The 13,476-nt window shown below is 44.3% G+C and carries 23 protein-coding genes; 14 read left to right on the top strand and 9 right to left on the bottom strand.

Features of this window, described 5'->3' with window-relative positions; translation table 11 throughout:
- Positions 1–78: 78 nt before the first annotated feature.
- On the bottom strand, positions 79–870 hold the full coding sequence (locus tag FBB35_RS21690; RefSeq protein ID WP_174711345.1) for a hypothetical protein: 792 nt from the start codon (positions 868–870) through the stop codon (positions 79–81).
- 210 nt (positions 871–1,080) lie between these two features.
- Here FBB35_RS21690 and FBB35_RS21695 point away from each other — a divergent pair, with 210 nt between their 5' ends.
- The 3 genes from FBB35_RS21695 to FBB35_RS35565 are packed head-to-tail and all read left to right on the top strand — an operon-like array spanning position 1,081 to position 3,106.
- Entirely contained in the window at positions 1,081–1,416 is a 336-nt protein-coding gene (locus tag FBB35_RS21695) for a hypothetical protein (RefSeq protein ID WP_174711346.1), read from the top strand.
- Entirely contained in the window at positions 1,413–2,933 is a 1,521-nt protein-coding gene (c2c8, locus tag FBB35_RS21700; RefSeq protein ID WP_174711347.1) for a type V CRISPR-associated protein C2c8, read from the top strand. Before FBB35_RS21695 ends, c2c8 begins: the two co-directional genes overlap by 4 nt.
- A 44-nt stretch (positions 2,934–2,977) precedes the next feature.
- Positions 2,978–3,106, top strand: coding sequence for a hypothetical protein (locus FBB35_RS35565; RefSeq protein WP_302480926.1), 129 nt, complete (start codon positions 2,978–2,980; stop codon positions 3,104–3,106).
- A 27-nt stretch (positions 3,107–3,133) separates the two neighbouring features.
- Here FBB35_RS35565 and FBB35_RS21705 read toward each other — a convergent pair whose 3' ends face one another.
- From FBB35_RS21705 to FBB35_RS21730, 6 genes are all read right to left on the bottom strand, one after another.
- Complete coding sequence (locus FBB35_RS21705) at positions 3,134–3,370, bottom strand: hypothetical protein (RefSeq protein WP_174711348.1); 237 nt, start codon at positions 3,368–3,370, stop codon at positions 3,134–3,136.
- A 323-nt stretch (positions 3,371–3,693) separates the two neighbouring features.
- Positions 3,694–4,173, bottom strand: a complete 480-nt coding sequence (locus tag FBB35_RS21710; RefSeq protein WP_174711349.1) for a hypothetical protein — start codon at positions 4,171–4,173, stop codon at positions 3,694–3,696.
- Between the two features lie 76 nt (positions 4,174–4,249).
- Positions 4,250–4,795 carry a hypothetical protein gene (locus tag FBB35_RS21715; protein WP_174711350.1) on the bottom strand — a complete coding sequence of 182 codons (546 nt, stop codon included), beginning with the start codon at positions 4,793–4,795 and terminating at the stop codon, positions 4,250–4,252.
- Positions 4,795–5,538, bottom strand: coding sequence for a TIGR04255 family protein (locus tag FBB35_RS21720; protein ID WP_174711351.1), 744 nt, complete (start codon positions 5,536–5,538; stop codon positions 4,795–4,797). Before FBB35_RS21720 ends, FBB35_RS21715 begins: the two co-directional genes overlap by 1 nt.
- 15 nt (positions 5,539–5,553) lie before the next feature.
- Positions 5,554–5,757, bottom strand: coding sequence for a hypothetical protein (locus FBB35_RS21725; protein ID WP_174711352.1), 204 nt, complete (start codon positions 5,755–5,757; stop codon positions 5,554–5,556).
- Between the two features lie 208 nt (positions 5,758–5,965).
- Complete coding sequence (locus tag FBB35_RS21730) at positions 5,966–6,271, bottom strand: hypothetical protein (RefSeq protein ID WP_174711353.1); 306 nt, start codon at positions 6,269–6,271, stop codon at positions 5,966–5,968.
- A 157-nt stretch (positions 6,272–6,428) separates the two neighbouring features.
- On the opposite strand from FBB35_RS21730, the gene FBB35_RS21735 reads away from it, so the two are divergent.
- Both FBB35_RS21735 and FBB35_RS21740 read left to right on the top strand, forming a co-directional pair.
- The gene (locus tag FBB35_RS21735; RefSeq protein ID WP_217481667.1) at positions 6,429–6,731 is read left to right on the top strand and encodes an HNH endonuclease; all 303 of its coding nucleotides are present in this window, start codon (positions 6,429–6,431) and stop codon (positions 6,729–6,731) included.
- The gene (locus FBB35_RS21740) at positions 6,724–6,891 is read left to right on the top strand and encodes a hypothetical protein (protein ID WP_174711354.1); all 168 of its coding nucleotides are present in this window, start codon (positions 6,724–6,726) and stop codon (positions 6,889–6,891) included. Before FBB35_RS21735 ends, FBB35_RS21740 begins: the two co-directional genes overlap by 8 nt.
- Before the next feature lie 198 nt (positions 6,892–7,089).
- Here the strand turns inward: FBB35_RS21740 and FBB35_RS21745 are convergent, their stop codons facing one another.
- Entirely contained in the window at positions 7,090–7,455 is a 366-nt protein-coding gene (locus FBB35_RS21745; protein WP_174711355.1) for a helix-turn-helix transcriptional regulator, read from the bottom strand.
- A gap of 110 nt (positions 7,456–7,565) precedes the next feature.
- On the opposite strand from FBB35_RS21745, the gene FBB35_RS21750 reads away from it, so the two are divergent.
- The 9 genes from FBB35_RS21750 (at position 7,566) to FBB35_RS21790 (ending at position 12,633) form a co-directional block, all read left to right on the top strand.
- A complete protein-coding gene (locus tag FBB35_RS21750) occupies positions 7,566–7,769 on the top strand; it encodes a hypothetical protein (protein ID WP_174711356.1) in 204 nt (67 codons plus the stop codon).
- Between the two features lie 66 nt (positions 7,770–7,835).
- The gene (locus tag FBB35_RS21755; RefSeq protein WP_174711357.1) at positions 7,836–8,222 is read left to right on the top strand and encodes a hypothetical protein; all 387 of its coding nucleotides are present in this window, start codon (positions 7,836–7,838) and stop codon (positions 8,220–8,222) included.
- Between the two features lie 8 nt (positions 8,223–8,230).
- Positions 8,231–9,583, top strand: coding sequence for a hypothetical protein (locus tag FBB35_RS21760; RefSeq protein ID WP_174711358.1), 1,353 nt, complete (start codon positions 8,231–8,233; stop codon positions 9,581–9,583).
- The gene (locus FBB35_RS21765) at positions 9,583–9,768 is read left to right on the top strand and encodes a hypothetical protein (protein ID WP_174711359.1); all 186 of its coding nucleotides are present in this window, start codon (positions 9,583–9,585) and stop codon (positions 9,766–9,768) included. The genes FBB35_RS21760 and FBB35_RS21765 overlap by 1 nt, the downstream gene beginning before the upstream one ends.
- A 2-nt stretch (positions 9,769–9,770) precedes the next feature.
- The gene (locus FBB35_RS21770; protein WP_174711360.1) at positions 9,771–10,052 is read left to right on the top strand and encodes a hypothetical protein; all 282 of its coding nucleotides are present in this window, start codon (positions 9,771–9,773) and stop codon (positions 10,050–10,052) included.
- The gene (locus FBB35_RS21775) at positions 10,052–10,474 is read left to right on the top strand and encodes a hypothetical protein (RefSeq protein ID WP_174711361.1); all 423 of its coding nucleotides are present in this window, start codon (positions 10,052–10,054) and stop codon (positions 10,472–10,474) included. Before FBB35_RS21770 ends, FBB35_RS21775 begins: the two co-directional genes overlap by 1 nt.
- A 74-nt stretch (positions 10,475–10,548) precedes the next feature.
- On the top strand, positions 10,549–11,256 hold the full coding sequence (locus FBB35_RS21780; protein WP_174711362.1) for a hypothetical protein: 708 nt from the start codon (positions 10,549–10,551) through the stop codon (positions 11,254–11,256).
- Positions 11,249–12,334 (top strand): hypothetical protein, encoded by a 1,086-nt coding sequence (locus tag FBB35_RS21785; protein ID WP_174707965.1) that lies wholly within the window; start codon positions 11,249–11,251, stop codon positions 12,332–12,334. The genes FBB35_RS21780 and FBB35_RS21785 overlap by 8 nt, the downstream gene beginning before the upstream one ends.
- Before the next feature lie 29 nt (positions 12,335–12,363).
- The gene (locus FBB35_RS21790; protein WP_174711363.1) at positions 12,364–12,633 is read left to right on the top strand and encodes a hypothetical protein; all 270 of its coding nucleotides are present in this window, start codon (positions 12,364–12,366) and stop codon (positions 12,631–12,633) included.
- Between the two features lie 483 nt (positions 12,634–13,116).
- On the opposite strand, the gene FBB35_RS35855 is transcribed toward FBB35_RS21790, so the two are convergent.
- Positions 13,117–13,461 carry a hypothetical protein gene (locus tag FBB35_RS35855; protein ID WP_174711364.1) on the bottom strand — a complete coding sequence of 115 codons (345 nt, stop codon included), beginning with the start codon at positions 13,459–13,461 and terminating at the stop codon, positions 13,117–13,119.
- Positions 13,462–13,476: the final 15 nt, after the last annotated feature.

Below are 13,476 nucleotides of genomic sequence, written 5' to 3' on the forward strand. Positions count from 1 at the left end.
ATTCACTTTTTTTGCAAGGGTGGACAAGTGCGATCGCCTGCCCGGTCAAGAACGGCGATCGCATTTAAAAACATTGATTTAAGCTGCCAATAATTCTTTTTCCAGACTGGGTTTGAGAAAATTCTCTACAGCTATTTGGTGCTTGCACTTTGACCCTCGATGACGACAATCAGCGCACTCACACCGCGAGTTTGGATCTGGATGATTGGGGCGGACAACGTAGCGGTTTTGGTTGGTAGAGTTCTCCACCACAAATTCGTCGCCCTGCTGTCCAAGCACAGTGATTGCTTGGGCGAGTGGGGAACGTACTGCTGATTCCAACTTTTGCTTTTCTTGTATCTTCGCGACGGCAACCAAAGTCTCTTTAATCATTGCTCCAAACTCTTCTATCAGTCGCACACCCGTAAGATTGGATTTATAGCCGCCACTGACTCCAATAATTAGGATTTGGATGTCATCGACGATCGCCTCCCACACACCACCGCGTATTGTCTGCCCGATTTTTTCATAAGTTATCGCAACTGATTCTGGCGCTTCTTGGGGAAGTGGGGAAACATCACGCAATCCGCGATCGTATCCACTCCGATAGCAAGGGTCATTGGACTGCATTTCTAGTCGATTGGTGGCATCTTGATAGCCTTGACGGTTATTTTCCATCCGTTGCAAATCAGGTGCAATTTCATTTGCTTGGGCTTCAACGTGTGCAACGAATTCAGCCTGAGCAATTACCTGGGGCTGTGCTGCCAAAATATCAGTGATGCAATCTTCCTTGCTGCGGCGGCGGGAGATTGAAAGGCGATCGCACTTCGCACGCAATTCGCTTATGGAAAATTTTTCAAGTTGTTCGCGGGTGTGAATTGGCTGTGTCATTATGGTTTAAATCCTTGTTGTGATCCGTCATTTCTAAGGTTCCAAAAGCGTCGTTTCTTCTTGGTCGGAGGGCGGCGCTTTTTGGTATCTGTATTTAATGTAATGCCATAAAAAGCATTTGTCAATAACTAAAAAGCATAACAAATGTATTTTATGGCTTGCAATTTAGCCACATAAAGTATATAGTTTTAGCAAAGGAGGAATTACTATATGCGCGGTGTCGCCAAGCTGCGTCATGCCTTTGTAGACTTAAATAGAAGTCGCGGAGGCATGAGTATGGATATGTCTATGATTAGAGAGCGGATGGAAGAATTAGGCGTGGATTTAGCGACTCTAAACCGTCGCTATTGCGAAATTAGGCGCACGAAAGGCGATGAAAGTGCAACGCCTGTAAATCGTAGAAATATGCTTGCTAAAGCAATTTCTAATGAAGGCAACCCAACACTAGAGACGTTTATGGATCTTGTTGCGGCTTTAGATGGCAAGGTCTTGATTGAATGGAAAAGCACAAAAGTCAAAGAGTTTGGGGGTGATAACGCCGCATGAGTATTGTTACCCTCGAACTCAAAATTTATCCAACTGTTGCTCAAGCACAAACAATAGATTTGTGGCTTGAGCAGCTTAAATGGGTATGGAATAGAGGGTTAGAATTGAGGCTAGAAGCACAACAGCGACGCTGGAGGGAGAAGCTAGATCGCCCTCTCCCCGACAGCTTAAAGCTCAAATGGAAGAACGGTAAATTAGTAAGCTGCGGAGTACGCAAAACCAAAGCAGGACACAAATATTGTGAGGTGCGTACTTGTCGGGATATTGATAGTCCTAAGAAGTTTGTACAGTGCGAATTTTTTAGAAGTGACAACATCCCCCAGTGGTTGCAGGATGTACCCACCAAATTTAAATCTGGGGTGAATGATGCTCTAGATAAAGCGTGGAAAGCCTACAGCGACCCTAAACACCCTGGTAGACGACCAAGGTTTAAGGGTAAGCATGACAAACTCAAATCACTTCTTAACCGCAATGCTGGGGGCAAATGCAAAGAACTGAAGCCTGAAAGAATCCCTGGTGGTGATAACGGTTATGTTCGCTTTCCTAAGTTGGGCAAGCTCTATGTCAAAGGGTTATTTAAACGGTTCTTGAGTGATGAATATGGCAGCGCCAGAATACTGAAAGAGCCTTCAGGATACTACCTTCAAGTATGTGTGAATGCTCCAGACGTGGTACTGCCAGTAAGCTATCGCGCTGTCGGAATTGACCCCGGCTTAAAGTCGGTCATCACTACCGACGCAGGTCGAGAGGTTGCACCGCCAAAGATTTACCGAAATCAACTTCATAAGCTTAGAAGGCTACAGCGTAAAGCTTCTAGGCAGGCAAAGGGAAGTAGCAACCAGAAGAAAACTTATCATCTAATCGCCCGTCTCCATGAGAAAATCCGTCGTAGCCGCAACGCATTCAACCATAAACTCAGCACTAAAATTGTGCGTGAATATGGCAGTATTGCAATGGAAGATTTGCAAATTAAAAATCTTACGAGAAAACCCAAAGCTAAACCACAAGAGAATGGCTTAGGGTATGAGCAAAATGGTGCAAAGCGCAAAGCAGGATTGAATAAAAGCTTTGCTGACTCTGCACTAGGAGACTTAATCAGTAAGATTGAGAGTAAATCAAAAGTCGCTGGCAGAGAATTTGTCAAAGTGCCAGCGCACTACAGCACAATCAATTGCTCTCAATGTGGTGAAAAAATTAAAAAATCGTTGAGCGTTCGCACTCACCGTTGTACCTGCGGCTATGTAGCCGGACGGGATGAGAACGCCGCACAAAATATTTTGCTTAAAGGGTGTGAACTTTTTAAGCAGACGTACCGCTCTTGGGAGTGGAAACGAGGCGCAAGTCCTAAGCCTGTCTCTGCCTCTGAAATAGAGGGTCAGCAGGAAGCTGGGAAGCCAGCACCATCGCCTGAATATGGCGATCGATCGCGCGGATCGGGGGATGTAAATTCCCCATTCGCTCCTCTTATACCCTCGCAAGCTCTAAACCCACCTAAAGGCAGAAACAAGAAAAAGTAGAAATCCGCGCAAACTACGGATGAAATTTTTATCCAGCTTACTTTGTGGGATTTTGGGGCGGAAATGGATGTTGGGGGATAGAAGCGATCGCAAGGGCGACACTCATTTTATTGGCGGCTTCCTGCTCCGTTGGCGGAAATGGATGTTGGTGGGTGAGGGCGATCGCAAGATAATTTTTCTACCTGATGTTTGTACTAAGGTTACGTGGAAACCGATGCTGGTGGGGGAATTGCGATCGCAAGGGCTGTACCATAATTTTGCGGAAATTGGAGGTGGGGGATGAGGGCGATCGCAAGCGGAAAGTTACCTTTCCACAAATCTGAGTAGAGAATAACCACCCTCACGCGGACTATACGTGCTTCCGCGTTTGGGGAGTTATCCCCACCAAAGCGATCGCCCCTGGCTTGGTACGCGATCGCCCCAAACGCGAATTGCATTTGCGGACACATCTGCAATTCGCACCTGAAGCGCGAGGGAGTCAAGATAGCAAGTACTGTCCTTTATCAGTTAGTAACGGACTGCTCTAAAGGGCCGCAGAGGCTGCCGTCTTCCCTCAATCTTCAGATTCAGCACAGAACCCCTGACATAGGCAAGAGAAACAAGCACCGACTGGGTAGCCCTTAAGGCATTACGTAGAAGTCGCCCCAGTTAAGGAGATACTCTTGCTCTTAAATAAACTTGGATCTAGAAAAATTTTCATTATTGAAAGATTGGCACACCCACATCAAAAAGGAGACTAAGATTTTTTGTAAAAGTTATTCTACTCATCCAACAAACCATGATCTTTTGAAGCAAGCTCTGCTAGCTGGAATCGCAAAGACTTACGGAAATCTTTTGCTTGCCTCTTGGTCAATCCTTTTGGAGTAGATTCTTCATCTACTCCAATGATGCCAGAATGGCCCTTTGCGCCTAGACGACGATCCTTGATTTTCTTGTCGTTATTAGAATCTTGAAGTAGGTGTACCCAGATAACATCAAGTATTCCTGAGTATTTATTTTTGTCTTCTACAACAACTTCAATTTTACGAACTTCATCAACATTCAAGCGAATAACCAGCCTGCGTGGCGAGTTTTCTTGCAAGAAACTATAGGCCTGCTCTGGCGTTGTTAAAGACTCCTCCCAGACGCTTAAGTGAGGAGGAATCGATTTCCTGTCTAAAGTAGAAAGCTCAAACGGTTTAGCAATTTTATCAAATTGAACTGCTGAAAGCCTTCCTTTTTCTTTATAGTCTTTTGGCACATCGGACAAACGAAGTATGCGACAACTGTTTGGAAGCGGGGTTAAGTTGCGCCTTGGTGTAAAAATGTTTGGTAAATTACCAAGCAAAGAGCGCAGCTTTTTCCAATACTGCGGCAGAAAACTCCTGTTCAAGCGTCGTATCTTCTCCCCATACTTCACTAGTATTTCTGTTCTGGTAAAAGAATTCTATCTCTTTGTTACCAAAAATTTCACACTCAAGATAATGTTCTCCTTTAGACCAAGTGTACATAAAATTATCGCTTTCACCAGGGCAAGCATCTGGTACTTCCAAAGACAAACCTTTGGACGAGAAATATTCTTTTAATTTCTCCCAGGTCTGCCAAGCGGTATCAAGCACTGATATCGTAAACCCGTCTATACCAGTAGAATTTGCTCGAAGTCGCAATGAATCAAGATATGTCCGCAGTCCTTGATGACGCTGCTCGCTAGCCTCATCAAACTCCTTAAGTAATCGTTGAATCGGCGCATCTTTCTCAATTTTTTTGGCTACATCGTTGATTTTATCGTTAAGTTTTTTGCCTTCATTTCCTTCAAGTTTTTGTAAAGTGTTGTTTCTATGCAACAACGAACTGGGTGAAGACGAAGCAACGTATGTAGGCATTATTTTAACAGCTCCCTAGTTTTATCGGTAATACAAGCCTCAAATATTTCATTTTTACGAACACGAAATTTTTCTAACAGATCCCAATGTGCGATTCCATCCCCAGGAAAATTAACGTTGCAAAATAAATCAATGTCTAACACCATAGAAACTAGGTCATCTCCTGAAGGCGGAATTATTACTTCATTTAGCAGAAGCATTCCTCCTATATCTTCCTGAGGAATTTGCAGCTGCATAAAGAAGTCGCTTAGACCTTGAGATAGATCGGGTGAAACCTCTGGCAATGTTCTCAGATAGTCCTTGAAATCATTCATGGGCAAAGGTAAATCCAGTTTGTTAATGTAGCGAACTGCGACTCGATTTACGTTCTTAGGCTTAATAACTGCCCGATAAATGTCCCAGAGTCGTTGAGCTTCATTCTGGAGATTTTCCCATCGCTCGTATGGAGCAAGCCGACTAAAAGTAAAACCGTTTAATCGAGCTTGAAATATCTGTTTCATGTCATGGCTAATAAAGCGGTAGCCAACTACCGCTTGGCTTGCCGTGGCAGTAGCCGTAATATTGGAACCTCCTTCAAATTGACCCTGAATCTCTATAATTTCCTCGTCTACCGGATATTGCGACAATATACTTTGCTGAATATTTTTTAAAGTTGGGATTTCTGCCTCAGAAGAAGCGTCAACTCGTATGTCAATTAAGGCCTCAGTGATTGATGATTTTTTGTAATGTTTCGATGATTGCATACCACGAGCTTAAGATTATTGTACCTTTGTGTACTCTGCCATTGCCTTTTTAAGATCGTTTCCTACAACCGCCCAGTCAGACAGCAGTGCTAAATAGTCTGCTTGCTCAGAACTTAATGACGTATTATAAACCTGCAATGTATTACCAAAATCAACCATTCTGGCAACACCTTCAATTAAAGACGGTCGTGCGTATAAATAACTTGACAGTATATCCATAACTACCCCATCAGATTGCTCACGTCTTTGAGAGTAGATCCCCCCAAGCTCAATATACATCAATCAAAAGTACAAACTGTAAAATGAGCGTCGGCTTAATCAAATCTTTTATTGCTTGAACAAAAAATAAAAATTTCCATGTACGCAAAGCTGTTAAAAGAGAGCGAGAAGCCGGGAAAGGAAGTGAAAATTTTTCAGGAAATAGGTGTCATTTGTAGCAATCCTCCGTGTTCTTGTATCCCTTTTTGGATTCGCAAGCAGCAATTTCAGCTTGTTTGGCGGCATCATCAAACGACCGAACCAAAGGCGTTTGAGCCACATAATCCGAAAGGACAATACTAAAAACGATGAATATAGCTGGAACTAACACAAATACAAACAGAAGACCTTGGATAATAATTTGCCTCTCGGAAGACAAGTCTTTCTCTGGGGATTTTTCTTGATCGCTCATGATTAATACACCACTATCGACTTCTATATCTAGAAAGCCCAAAACCAACTCACGTCTAACCACTTTCTGAAAAGTTTTTCATATTCCAAACAAGGACGGGTAAGCGCCCATGTTTGGAGCGGAAGCAAAACCCACGCCTCCGTTTACCCAAAAATAAAACCCACGAGCGATTGTTTCCAGGCAGGCGCTACGTAGGTTTAGCTCACAAACCCTAAAGTTCATGATTAATTCCACAATACCAAACTCTCCTGCACCTGCACAGGAGCAAACTTTCACACCTACTAAACGCCTGCCTCCCAAGCAGATGCGATACAGAAGAAAGCTCTTAATCGAACGATATGGTTATCAGTGTTTCTGGTGCGGCTGTGACCTCGCCCCAGAAACACTAACCATTGATCATCTAATCCCACTCTCCAAGGGTGGCAGCAACAAACTCAACAACCTCAGAACAGCTTGCAAGGGCTGTAATAACAAACGAGGTGATGCAATGCCAGAACTAGTAACAGGAGAAAAACATGATTGATGCCGAAGAACAAAAAGCGATTCGTTGGGTTTTGCGAATTTCTCGTGGAGAAGCGCTCGTCCCCTTCATCAAAGATTTTCTTAATCTACTAAATCAAGAGGGATTTTTACTGGAAGACTTGCTAGACGCACTCTCCAAATGGGCCTTTAATCAAAGGTGACATACTCCCCGCACCGCCCTTTCCTTCGGAACGCTCCGCGAACGGGACGGCGTGGGGTTGCTGGCAAAAAAATAGCTCAGTAGCTCGACATTTAGAGGACGCGGTAACTGAATTGCGGTCATCAGAAGCAAAAAACTGATTTTTGGCTGTCCCAAGCGCGGACATTGGACTTGTCCATGCTTGGGACGAAAAATCTGATTATAAATCCTCAAGCATGAGATTAATCAATCTCTTGCGCTGCTCCTTTGTCAACTGCTTGGCTAACAAAAAAATCTCTTCTGGTGACATGGGTCGCGCATCAGAATCACTTTGCATATCCCCCTTTAAGTAATTGCGAAGTGCATCCACGCCACTTAACCCAGTGGACTTGGCGATTTTCTCCAGGTTGTCTGAGGATGGAAAGCCATTGCCAGCCAGCCACTTCTGCACAGTGGAGGAGCTAACACCTAATTCACGAGCAAATGCGGTTTGGGAGCGATCGCCCATAGCTCGTTTTACAATCTCACGAAATCGTTCTCCAAATTGATCGCTCATTACCGCTTGTTCAAAAATTTCCATCCACATAATGATAAGTCAGCATTTAGCTGATTTTGATATTACGGGTGTCAACTTACAGACTCTTATGATATAGTTCATAGCAACCACACAAGGAAATTATTACCACTATAGTAGAGATGACTGCTAAAAAAACATACACCACCTCCGATTCCATAGCAGGCGCACTTGCAAAGGTGTCTGAAGAAATGGGCATCCCAGAATCTTCCATAGTTACCTTTGCATTGCGGCAGTTTTTATTGAATTACCAAAAAGAGCAGCATGAAGCCAGAGAGCGCGATGCCTGCGGCGTGCAAAGCCAACGCTCTTTGATTACGGCATAGCTTCACTCTTTGCATCTACACAACATGGAGCAACCAGGGACTTACAAGACAGAAAGACTTATAGAGATGAGCGAACTAGAGGCGCTCGTAGATATCCTTGTCGTCAAGAAACTAGCCCAAATGCTAGGGGTACAGACTACTTCTTCAAGCGCCCAAAATCAGTGGTACGACGCAGAAGAAGCCTATCCAATGCTTGGCTTAAAATCAGCCGATCAATTAAGAGTTATGGTCAGAAATGGGACTCTCAGGCTCAAAAAAAGAGGGCTTGAAGATTATGAAGTGAGAGATGTGCGATCGCCCGATTCCCAAATTCCTAGATATCAGTTTCACATCGAAAAATGTGATGCTCGATTGTCCCTGTCCCCTGAATTACGGCAACCAAAAAAAGCCAACAAAAAAATTAACCGCATAGTTGATAGCTACGCGGTTAACAAAAAATTATCAAAAAACTGATTAATATTATGACACAAAAACTAGAAGCACGGAATCCTTATGAGATAAGGATTCCAACACACTTAGAAATTGATGAAGCAGCCGTAACAAAAGTTGTATCAAGATTTCAAGCTGATGGCATTATTCCCGACATTATTGTTACTGAAAGCGGGGAATTAATTGAGGGCATTGAAGCAATAGAGGCGGCAAAAAGACTTGATCAGCAGATGGTAATGGTGGCAGTACGTCCGCCACTACAAGTATCAGAATCATTATTAACTTCAATAAGTGCTGAGTTGCTTTACGTCCATCCTCTTAATGCATCAATTTATGGGGATAAAGAGGACTTGAGCTATTTAAAAAGTGCGATTGCCTCCACAGGATGGATTAAGCCTTTAGTCGCCACTCCCGACGGTCAAGAGAGATACAGAATAGTTTCAGGGAACAGCTGCTTCAAAGTTGGCTGTGAGCTAGGCAGGAAAGAATTCTCCGTTGAATTAAAGATTTTCAATTCCGAACAAGAAGAACTCAAAACCCTGCTTGCTGGCAACGTCGGGCGAGAAAAGACAATCGAGCAGAAAGTCAGGGAAGGGCTTCTGTGGGAGAAAATCGAGCGCGAGGAAGCCAAGGCGCGACAAGGCAGAGCAGGCGCGGGGCAGGGAACAACCCGCGACGTGATCGCCAAGCTTGTGGGGCTTGGTAGCGGGGTTAATTACGAACACGCGGTTGCAGCTGTGCGGGAAATGGACGAATCCAAGGACGCGCCATCTGGTAGTGTTCAACATCATCGCCACCAGCAATTCAAGCAACTTTTATCAAGGCCGCGCGGTGTAGACGCAGCCTACAAGTTGGTCAAAGAATCCGCTCCTCCCTCTGCTGGGACAAATCACAGCCGATGGACTCCCAAAGAATTCGAGCGGGTAAAAATCACTGGCGGGACTCACAAGGGGAGTATTGCCACAGTGCGGGTGATTACCGGGCCATTTTCTAGTATTTGTCACATTGATGGGACTCCAGAAAACAAGCGAGAGCAAGTTCCCTTCAATCAAATGGAAGCGATGTCCCAAGCAGCGCCCCCCACGTCTGTCAAACAAGAACTAAAGCAAAAGCAGCAGGCGGCGGGATTTGGAAAAGGCGAACAATTATTTAAAGAATCCGATCGCAATGAGGGGCATTCTCCAGAGCAACAACTATCGGCAAGTATCACCAATATCAATGCCATCGGTGAAGTGCAGGTAACTGAAATGGCGATCGCCCTTTTATCACTCACTTCCAAGCAACTCTTTGAAGTGATGAGCAAGGCACGGCCAGACTTTTCCACATCTCAGTTAGAAGCTATTTGGAAGGCACTAGAGAAATCCCTGGCACACAAGGCAGCGTGATGAGTATCACCACCATTGAATTGTCGGTTGATGAATATATGAGGGTTATTGGCAGTAGCCCAGTTCCAATCACCGCAATTGATTTGAAGCCTGGCTTTTATTACAAGTTAGTGAATCGAGCGACAGGAACCTATATGCACCGCTATTTGAGAGCAGTTGTTGGTGAGTACACATATTGGGAGTAATCATGAGCTATTGGAGAGAAAGAGCGGCTGAGGCTATTGCTTCTGTGATCGCTTCTGCCAGTGTGGATTTGAAGAATTTATCGCTTGCAGATAAACGAAAACTGAAGGGTGCGATTGATGCTTCTTACCCTTTTGGAGTAAGAAAAAATCATCCTTACCAAGTTTGGCTTGATGAGAGGCGCAAAACTTTCTATGAGCTTGGATTAGCTAGACAGTCAGAAGGCAATCGCAAGCCTCCGATAAGATGCGATTCAACAGTTCCAGGACAGCAATCATTATTCTGATGAGTATTAGACCCGATTCACCTTGGCACTATGCAGGAGCTTTTTATGCCTTGGTGAAAGCTCAGACAAAGCTGCACATTTTGATTCGATTTGTTGGAAAAACTGAACTTTTTATTGAATCTGAATCTGACAATGAAGTGATTAATAGCCAGCTTAATGAAATTGAGCAGCATTTAAAATCTGCACGCCAAAATCTTATGGCGACCAAAATGATAGATTTAACCCAAAAAATTGAAGCCCAATTAGCTCTTAAGGATTGCAATACTGGAGAGCTAAAGGATGCTACCGGCGCGACTTATCCTGAGATATTCACAGCACTCAAACAGCTTTTGGATGCAGGTAAGGCGCAATACTACTTCATTTACACTATGCCTTTACCAACATTGACATATCAATTGAAAAAGCCTTTTTGGAAAATTTAACAGCCATCTTCCCAAAAAAAGATGGCTCCCTCCGCAGATAACGCACTCTTGCTTTGGAAACCACTTAAACCAATATGATTATACCATTTCAATTTACTTTTGAGACAGCAGAAGAACTTTACAACTGTGACGAAAAGTATCCAGTTGACTTTGAGATTGCATGGAAACTTCTAGGCTACAGCCGCAAAGATTCAGCCAAGAGAAAACTAATCGGCTACTTCATGCAAGATACAGATTACCGACTCCACAGTAATGTGGAGTCGGCTCCAGACGGAGGTTTGACGCATCGTGAAGACATTTATCTAACAGTGGAATGTTTTAAGGAGATGGGGATGCTGGCTAAAAGCGAGGAAGGTAAACAGATCCGAAAATACTTTCTTCAATGTGAGGCGATCGCCAAGCAATCAGTAAAAGCAATTCCACGGTTGCAACGGCAGATTCAGCAGTTACAGGAAAACTTTGATCGTCTCCAATCCCAAGTCCAAAAAATACTCCCAATATCATCTGATTTCACACCACCAGGATGGGATGCCGAAGTATGGCGTGAGCTACCACCACAAGATAAACGTCACTTCCGCTATCTATACCAAAACTTCAACTTTCATCCAGAGTCTGAGGCAATTGATCCTTCACTGATTTCCGCAGAGGCAAGGCTCCAACAAAGGCAAGAGATGGAGCGAATAGTTGGTGAGGTAACGCCCTCTGAAACCTGGAGGATAGATGATGCAAAACAAGAATTATTAGCGCGATTCTGGGCAGAGGGGGGAGCGAACGATGAATAACTTTGCATCCTTCACACTGGGACAAATCAGCGCCCCGGTCAACATTCTCAAAGAATTTCTTGAGATATTCAATCGTCGCCATAAATGTAAGGCAGCAATCCTATCTTGGCTAGATGGCAAGCATTTTTATGGGCATGAGTGGGCAAGAATCACCCTTGAAGAACTGGGTGAAATCTTAGGATATTGCCGAGAAACGATTGGCAAACATCTTAGAGAGTTGGTTGCAGATAAGCTGATTGACGAGCTTCCAGCACAACGCTTCCCAAAGGATACAGCCAATAAATACAGGCTAAATCCCAACTGGCTACCACCTATCGAATTCGACAAATCGGAGTGGGATATTCTATCAAAGCTGCTGGGCTTCTGGAATTATCTGGATATGCTACCAAAAATCCTGTTTTTCAGTCGATGCGAAAAAATTGACATAGATGGGCCAAAAAATGAGCCTATCAATGCGAATAATCCGCCAACACTAAAAACTAACTTAAAGCTTTTTAAAAACAACAACACTGCTGTTGCTGGGAAAAAGGAAGTGGTGGTGGAAGAGGAGCCAGATTGGGAATCAATCGCTGCCGTAACCAACACTTGGGAGCAAAACCAGACTTCTCACTCCGTTGAAGGCGATGAAGAAGTTCTTCCATGTGACGAGGTAGATCCTCATGACGATCTATCTTCCGCGCCGGAAATTAAGCCTACTTCAACTCAAAATAAACCCACAAAGGATGAAATCAGGGAGACTTGCGCCGAATTAAAAAGGCTGCGAATTAACCCAGATCCATGCCTTGGGGTGATTAAAAAATATTGGGGTAATGTGGCAGGCGCGATCGCCCGTGTCAAAGAGTCTATTGCTGAGGGATGGTGCGATAATCCAACAGGCTTATTCATCAACAGCTGTAAGAGTGGAATCAAGGCTAAAACGGTTATTACCACTGATGTGAGCGATTGGTTTACTTGGGCACGCAAACAAAGATTAGTGCTTGCAATGGCGGGTGGAAAGTGGGCTTATTTACCAGATGGAAGCCAGGTAGGACTTGACGAAATGATGCAACGCTATCCAATGGAGGGCGGTAGCGCGTGACCGAATACGAGTATTTACAGGAATACGTGATGGATCACTATCACACTGCTATAGAAGCTTTGGTAGATCCCATTCACGATCGCCACAAAAACGCCCTGCTTCAAGGCGATATGGAATCAGCCATATATCTAGAAGCGGCACGAAATGCCATTCACCAGCAAATATTCGCCGCCCGACTGCGATCGGAGGATATTATTCACTGGCTGAAGTTTGATGCTGAACTTCGGCAGGTTGGCGAAACCTATCCTGATGCAATGGAAGGATCTATCAAAGTTGGAGTTTTTGATGAAAGCTATTAGTCTATGGCAACCCCATGCCTCCCTCGTTCCTTTGGGCTTGAAACGCCATGAGACGCGCTCCTGGGGGACAAGTTATCGAGGCCCATTGTTGATTTGTTCAGCTAAGAGAAATCAGGTTTCTCTGTTCGTTGTCAAGTGGAAGCCAAAAGCTGGGCAACCAATGCCTTGGGAAATTAAGCAGAAACCTTGCAAACCCAAGGGAGGACGGAACAAGAAAGGCGATTTTAATAACTTCCATAACCGTGATTATGACTTTGTTTCGCCAGATGGAGAAATTTTCACGGGTAAAGGAGTTCGCCAGTTTGCCCAAGAACATGAGTTAAATGAATCTGCCCTTCTTGATGTTCTAAATGGCAGAGTACACAGTTGCAAAGGTTGGACAAAAGCCGTTGGTGGTAGGAAATTACCTGTACCTCCAACTTACTACTTTTTGTCACCTGCGGGAGTTGTTCACACCACAACCAACTTGAGTGAATTTGCTCGTCAACATGGTTTGTGCCCGATCGCACTATCCCGAATTTCGAGATGCATTATTGGCATACACAGAGGATGGCGACATTGCACCCCAGACGGACAGCCAATCGTCCCACCTGACCGCAAGCACCGAAAATTCACGCTGCGATCGCCCACTGGCGAAAATATTGAGGGCAGTAATTTAAAAGCCTTTGCCGAACAGCACGGGTTATCTCGCACCTGCTTGATGAACGTTTTAGGCGGGATAAGCAAAGAACATAGAGGATGGACGCTTCCTGGAATTGACGCTATGACCACCACGACAACACCTAATCTTGGCAAATTATTTACTAACCGCACAATTAGACCGGCCACCGATGAGGATATTAT

The sequence above is a fragment of the Nostoc sp. TCL240-02 genome, assembly GCF_013343235.1.
In the GTDB taxonomy this organism is placed as follows: Bacteria; Cyanobacteriota; Cyanobacteriia; order Cyanobacteriales; family Nostocaceae; genus Nostoc.

What these genes read in the sequence shown, in the direction of transcription:
- FBB35_RS21690 (WP_174711345.1), bottom strand. Translation starts at nt 870, where the DNA reads ATGACACAGCCAATTCACACCCGCGAACAACTTGAAAAATTTTCCATA.
- FBB35_RS21695 (WP_174711346.1), top strand. Translation starts at nt 1,081, where the DNA reads ATGCGCGGTGTCGCCAAGCTGCGTCATGCCTTTGTAGACTTAAATAGA.
- c2c8 (WP_174711347.1), top strand. Translation starts at nt 1,413, where the DNA reads ATGAGTATTGTTACCCTCGAACTCAAAATTTATCCAACTGTTGCTCAA.
- FBB35_RS21705 (WP_174711348.1), bottom strand. Translation starts at nt 3,370, where the DNA reads ATGCAATTCGCGTTTGGGGCGATCGCGTACCAAGCCAGGGGCGATCGC.
- FBB35_RS21715 (WP_174711350.1), bottom strand. Translation starts at nt 4,795, where the DNA reads ATGCCTACATACGTTGCTTCGTCTTCACCCAGTTCGTTGTTGCATAGA.
- FBB35_RS21720 (WP_174711351.1), bottom strand. Translation starts at nt 5,538, where the DNA reads ATGCAATCATCGAAACATTACAAAAAATCATCAATCACTGAGGCCTTA.
- FBB35_RS21725 (WP_174711352.1), bottom strand. Translation starts at nt 5,757, where the DNA reads ATGGATATACTGTCAAGTTATTTATACGCACGACCGTCTTTAATTGAA.
- FBB35_RS21735 (WP_217481667.1), top strand. Translation starts at nt 6,429, where the DNA reads ATGATTAATTCCACAATACCAAACTCTCCTGCACCTGCACAGGAGCAA.
- FBB35_RS21740 (WP_174711354.1), top strand. Translation starts at nt 6,724, where the DNA reads ATGATTGATGCCGAAGAACAAAAAGCGATTCGTTGGGTTTTGCGAATT.
- FBB35_RS21745 (WP_174711355.1), bottom strand. Translation starts at nt 7,455, where the DNA reads ATGTGGATGGAAATTTTTGAACAAGCGGTAATGAGCGATCAATTTGGA.
- FBB35_RS21750 (WP_174711356.1), top strand. Translation starts at nt 7,566, where the DNA reads ATGACTGCTAAAAAAACATACACCACCTCCGATTCCATAGCAGGCGCA.
- FBB35_RS21755 (WP_174711357.1), top strand. Translation starts at nt 7,836, where the DNA reads ATGAGCGAACTAGAGGCGCTCGTAGATATCCTTGTCGTCAAGAAACTA.
- FBB35_RS21760 (WP_174711358.1), top strand. Translation starts at nt 8,231, where the DNA reads ATGACACAAAAACTAGAAGCACGGAATCCTTATGAGATAAGGATTCCA.
- FBB35_RS21765 (WP_174711359.1), top strand. Translation starts at nt 9,583, where the DNA reads ATGAGTATCACCACCATTGAATTGTCGGTTGATGAATATATGAGGGTT.
- FBB35_RS21770 (WP_174711360.1), top strand. Translation starts at nt 9,771, where the DNA reads ATGAGCTATTGGAGAGAAAGAGCGGCTGAGGCTATTGCTTCTGTGATC.
- FBB35_RS21775 (WP_174711361.1), top strand. Translation starts at nt 10,052, where the DNA reads ATGAGTATTAGACCCGATTCACCTTGGCACTATGCAGGAGCTTTTTAT.
- FBB35_RS21780 (WP_174711362.1), top strand. Translation starts at nt 10,549, where the DNA reads ATGATTATACCATTTCAATTTACTTTTGAGACAGCAGAAGAACTTTAC.
- FBB35_RS21785 (WP_174707965.1), top strand. Translation starts at nt 11,249, where the DNA reads ATGAATAACTTTGCATCCTTCACACTGGGACAAATCAGCGCCCCGGTC.
- FBB35_RS21790 (WP_174711363.1), top strand. Translation starts at nt 12,364, where the DNA reads ATGGATCACTATCACACTGCTATAGAAGCTTTGGTAGATCCCATTCAC.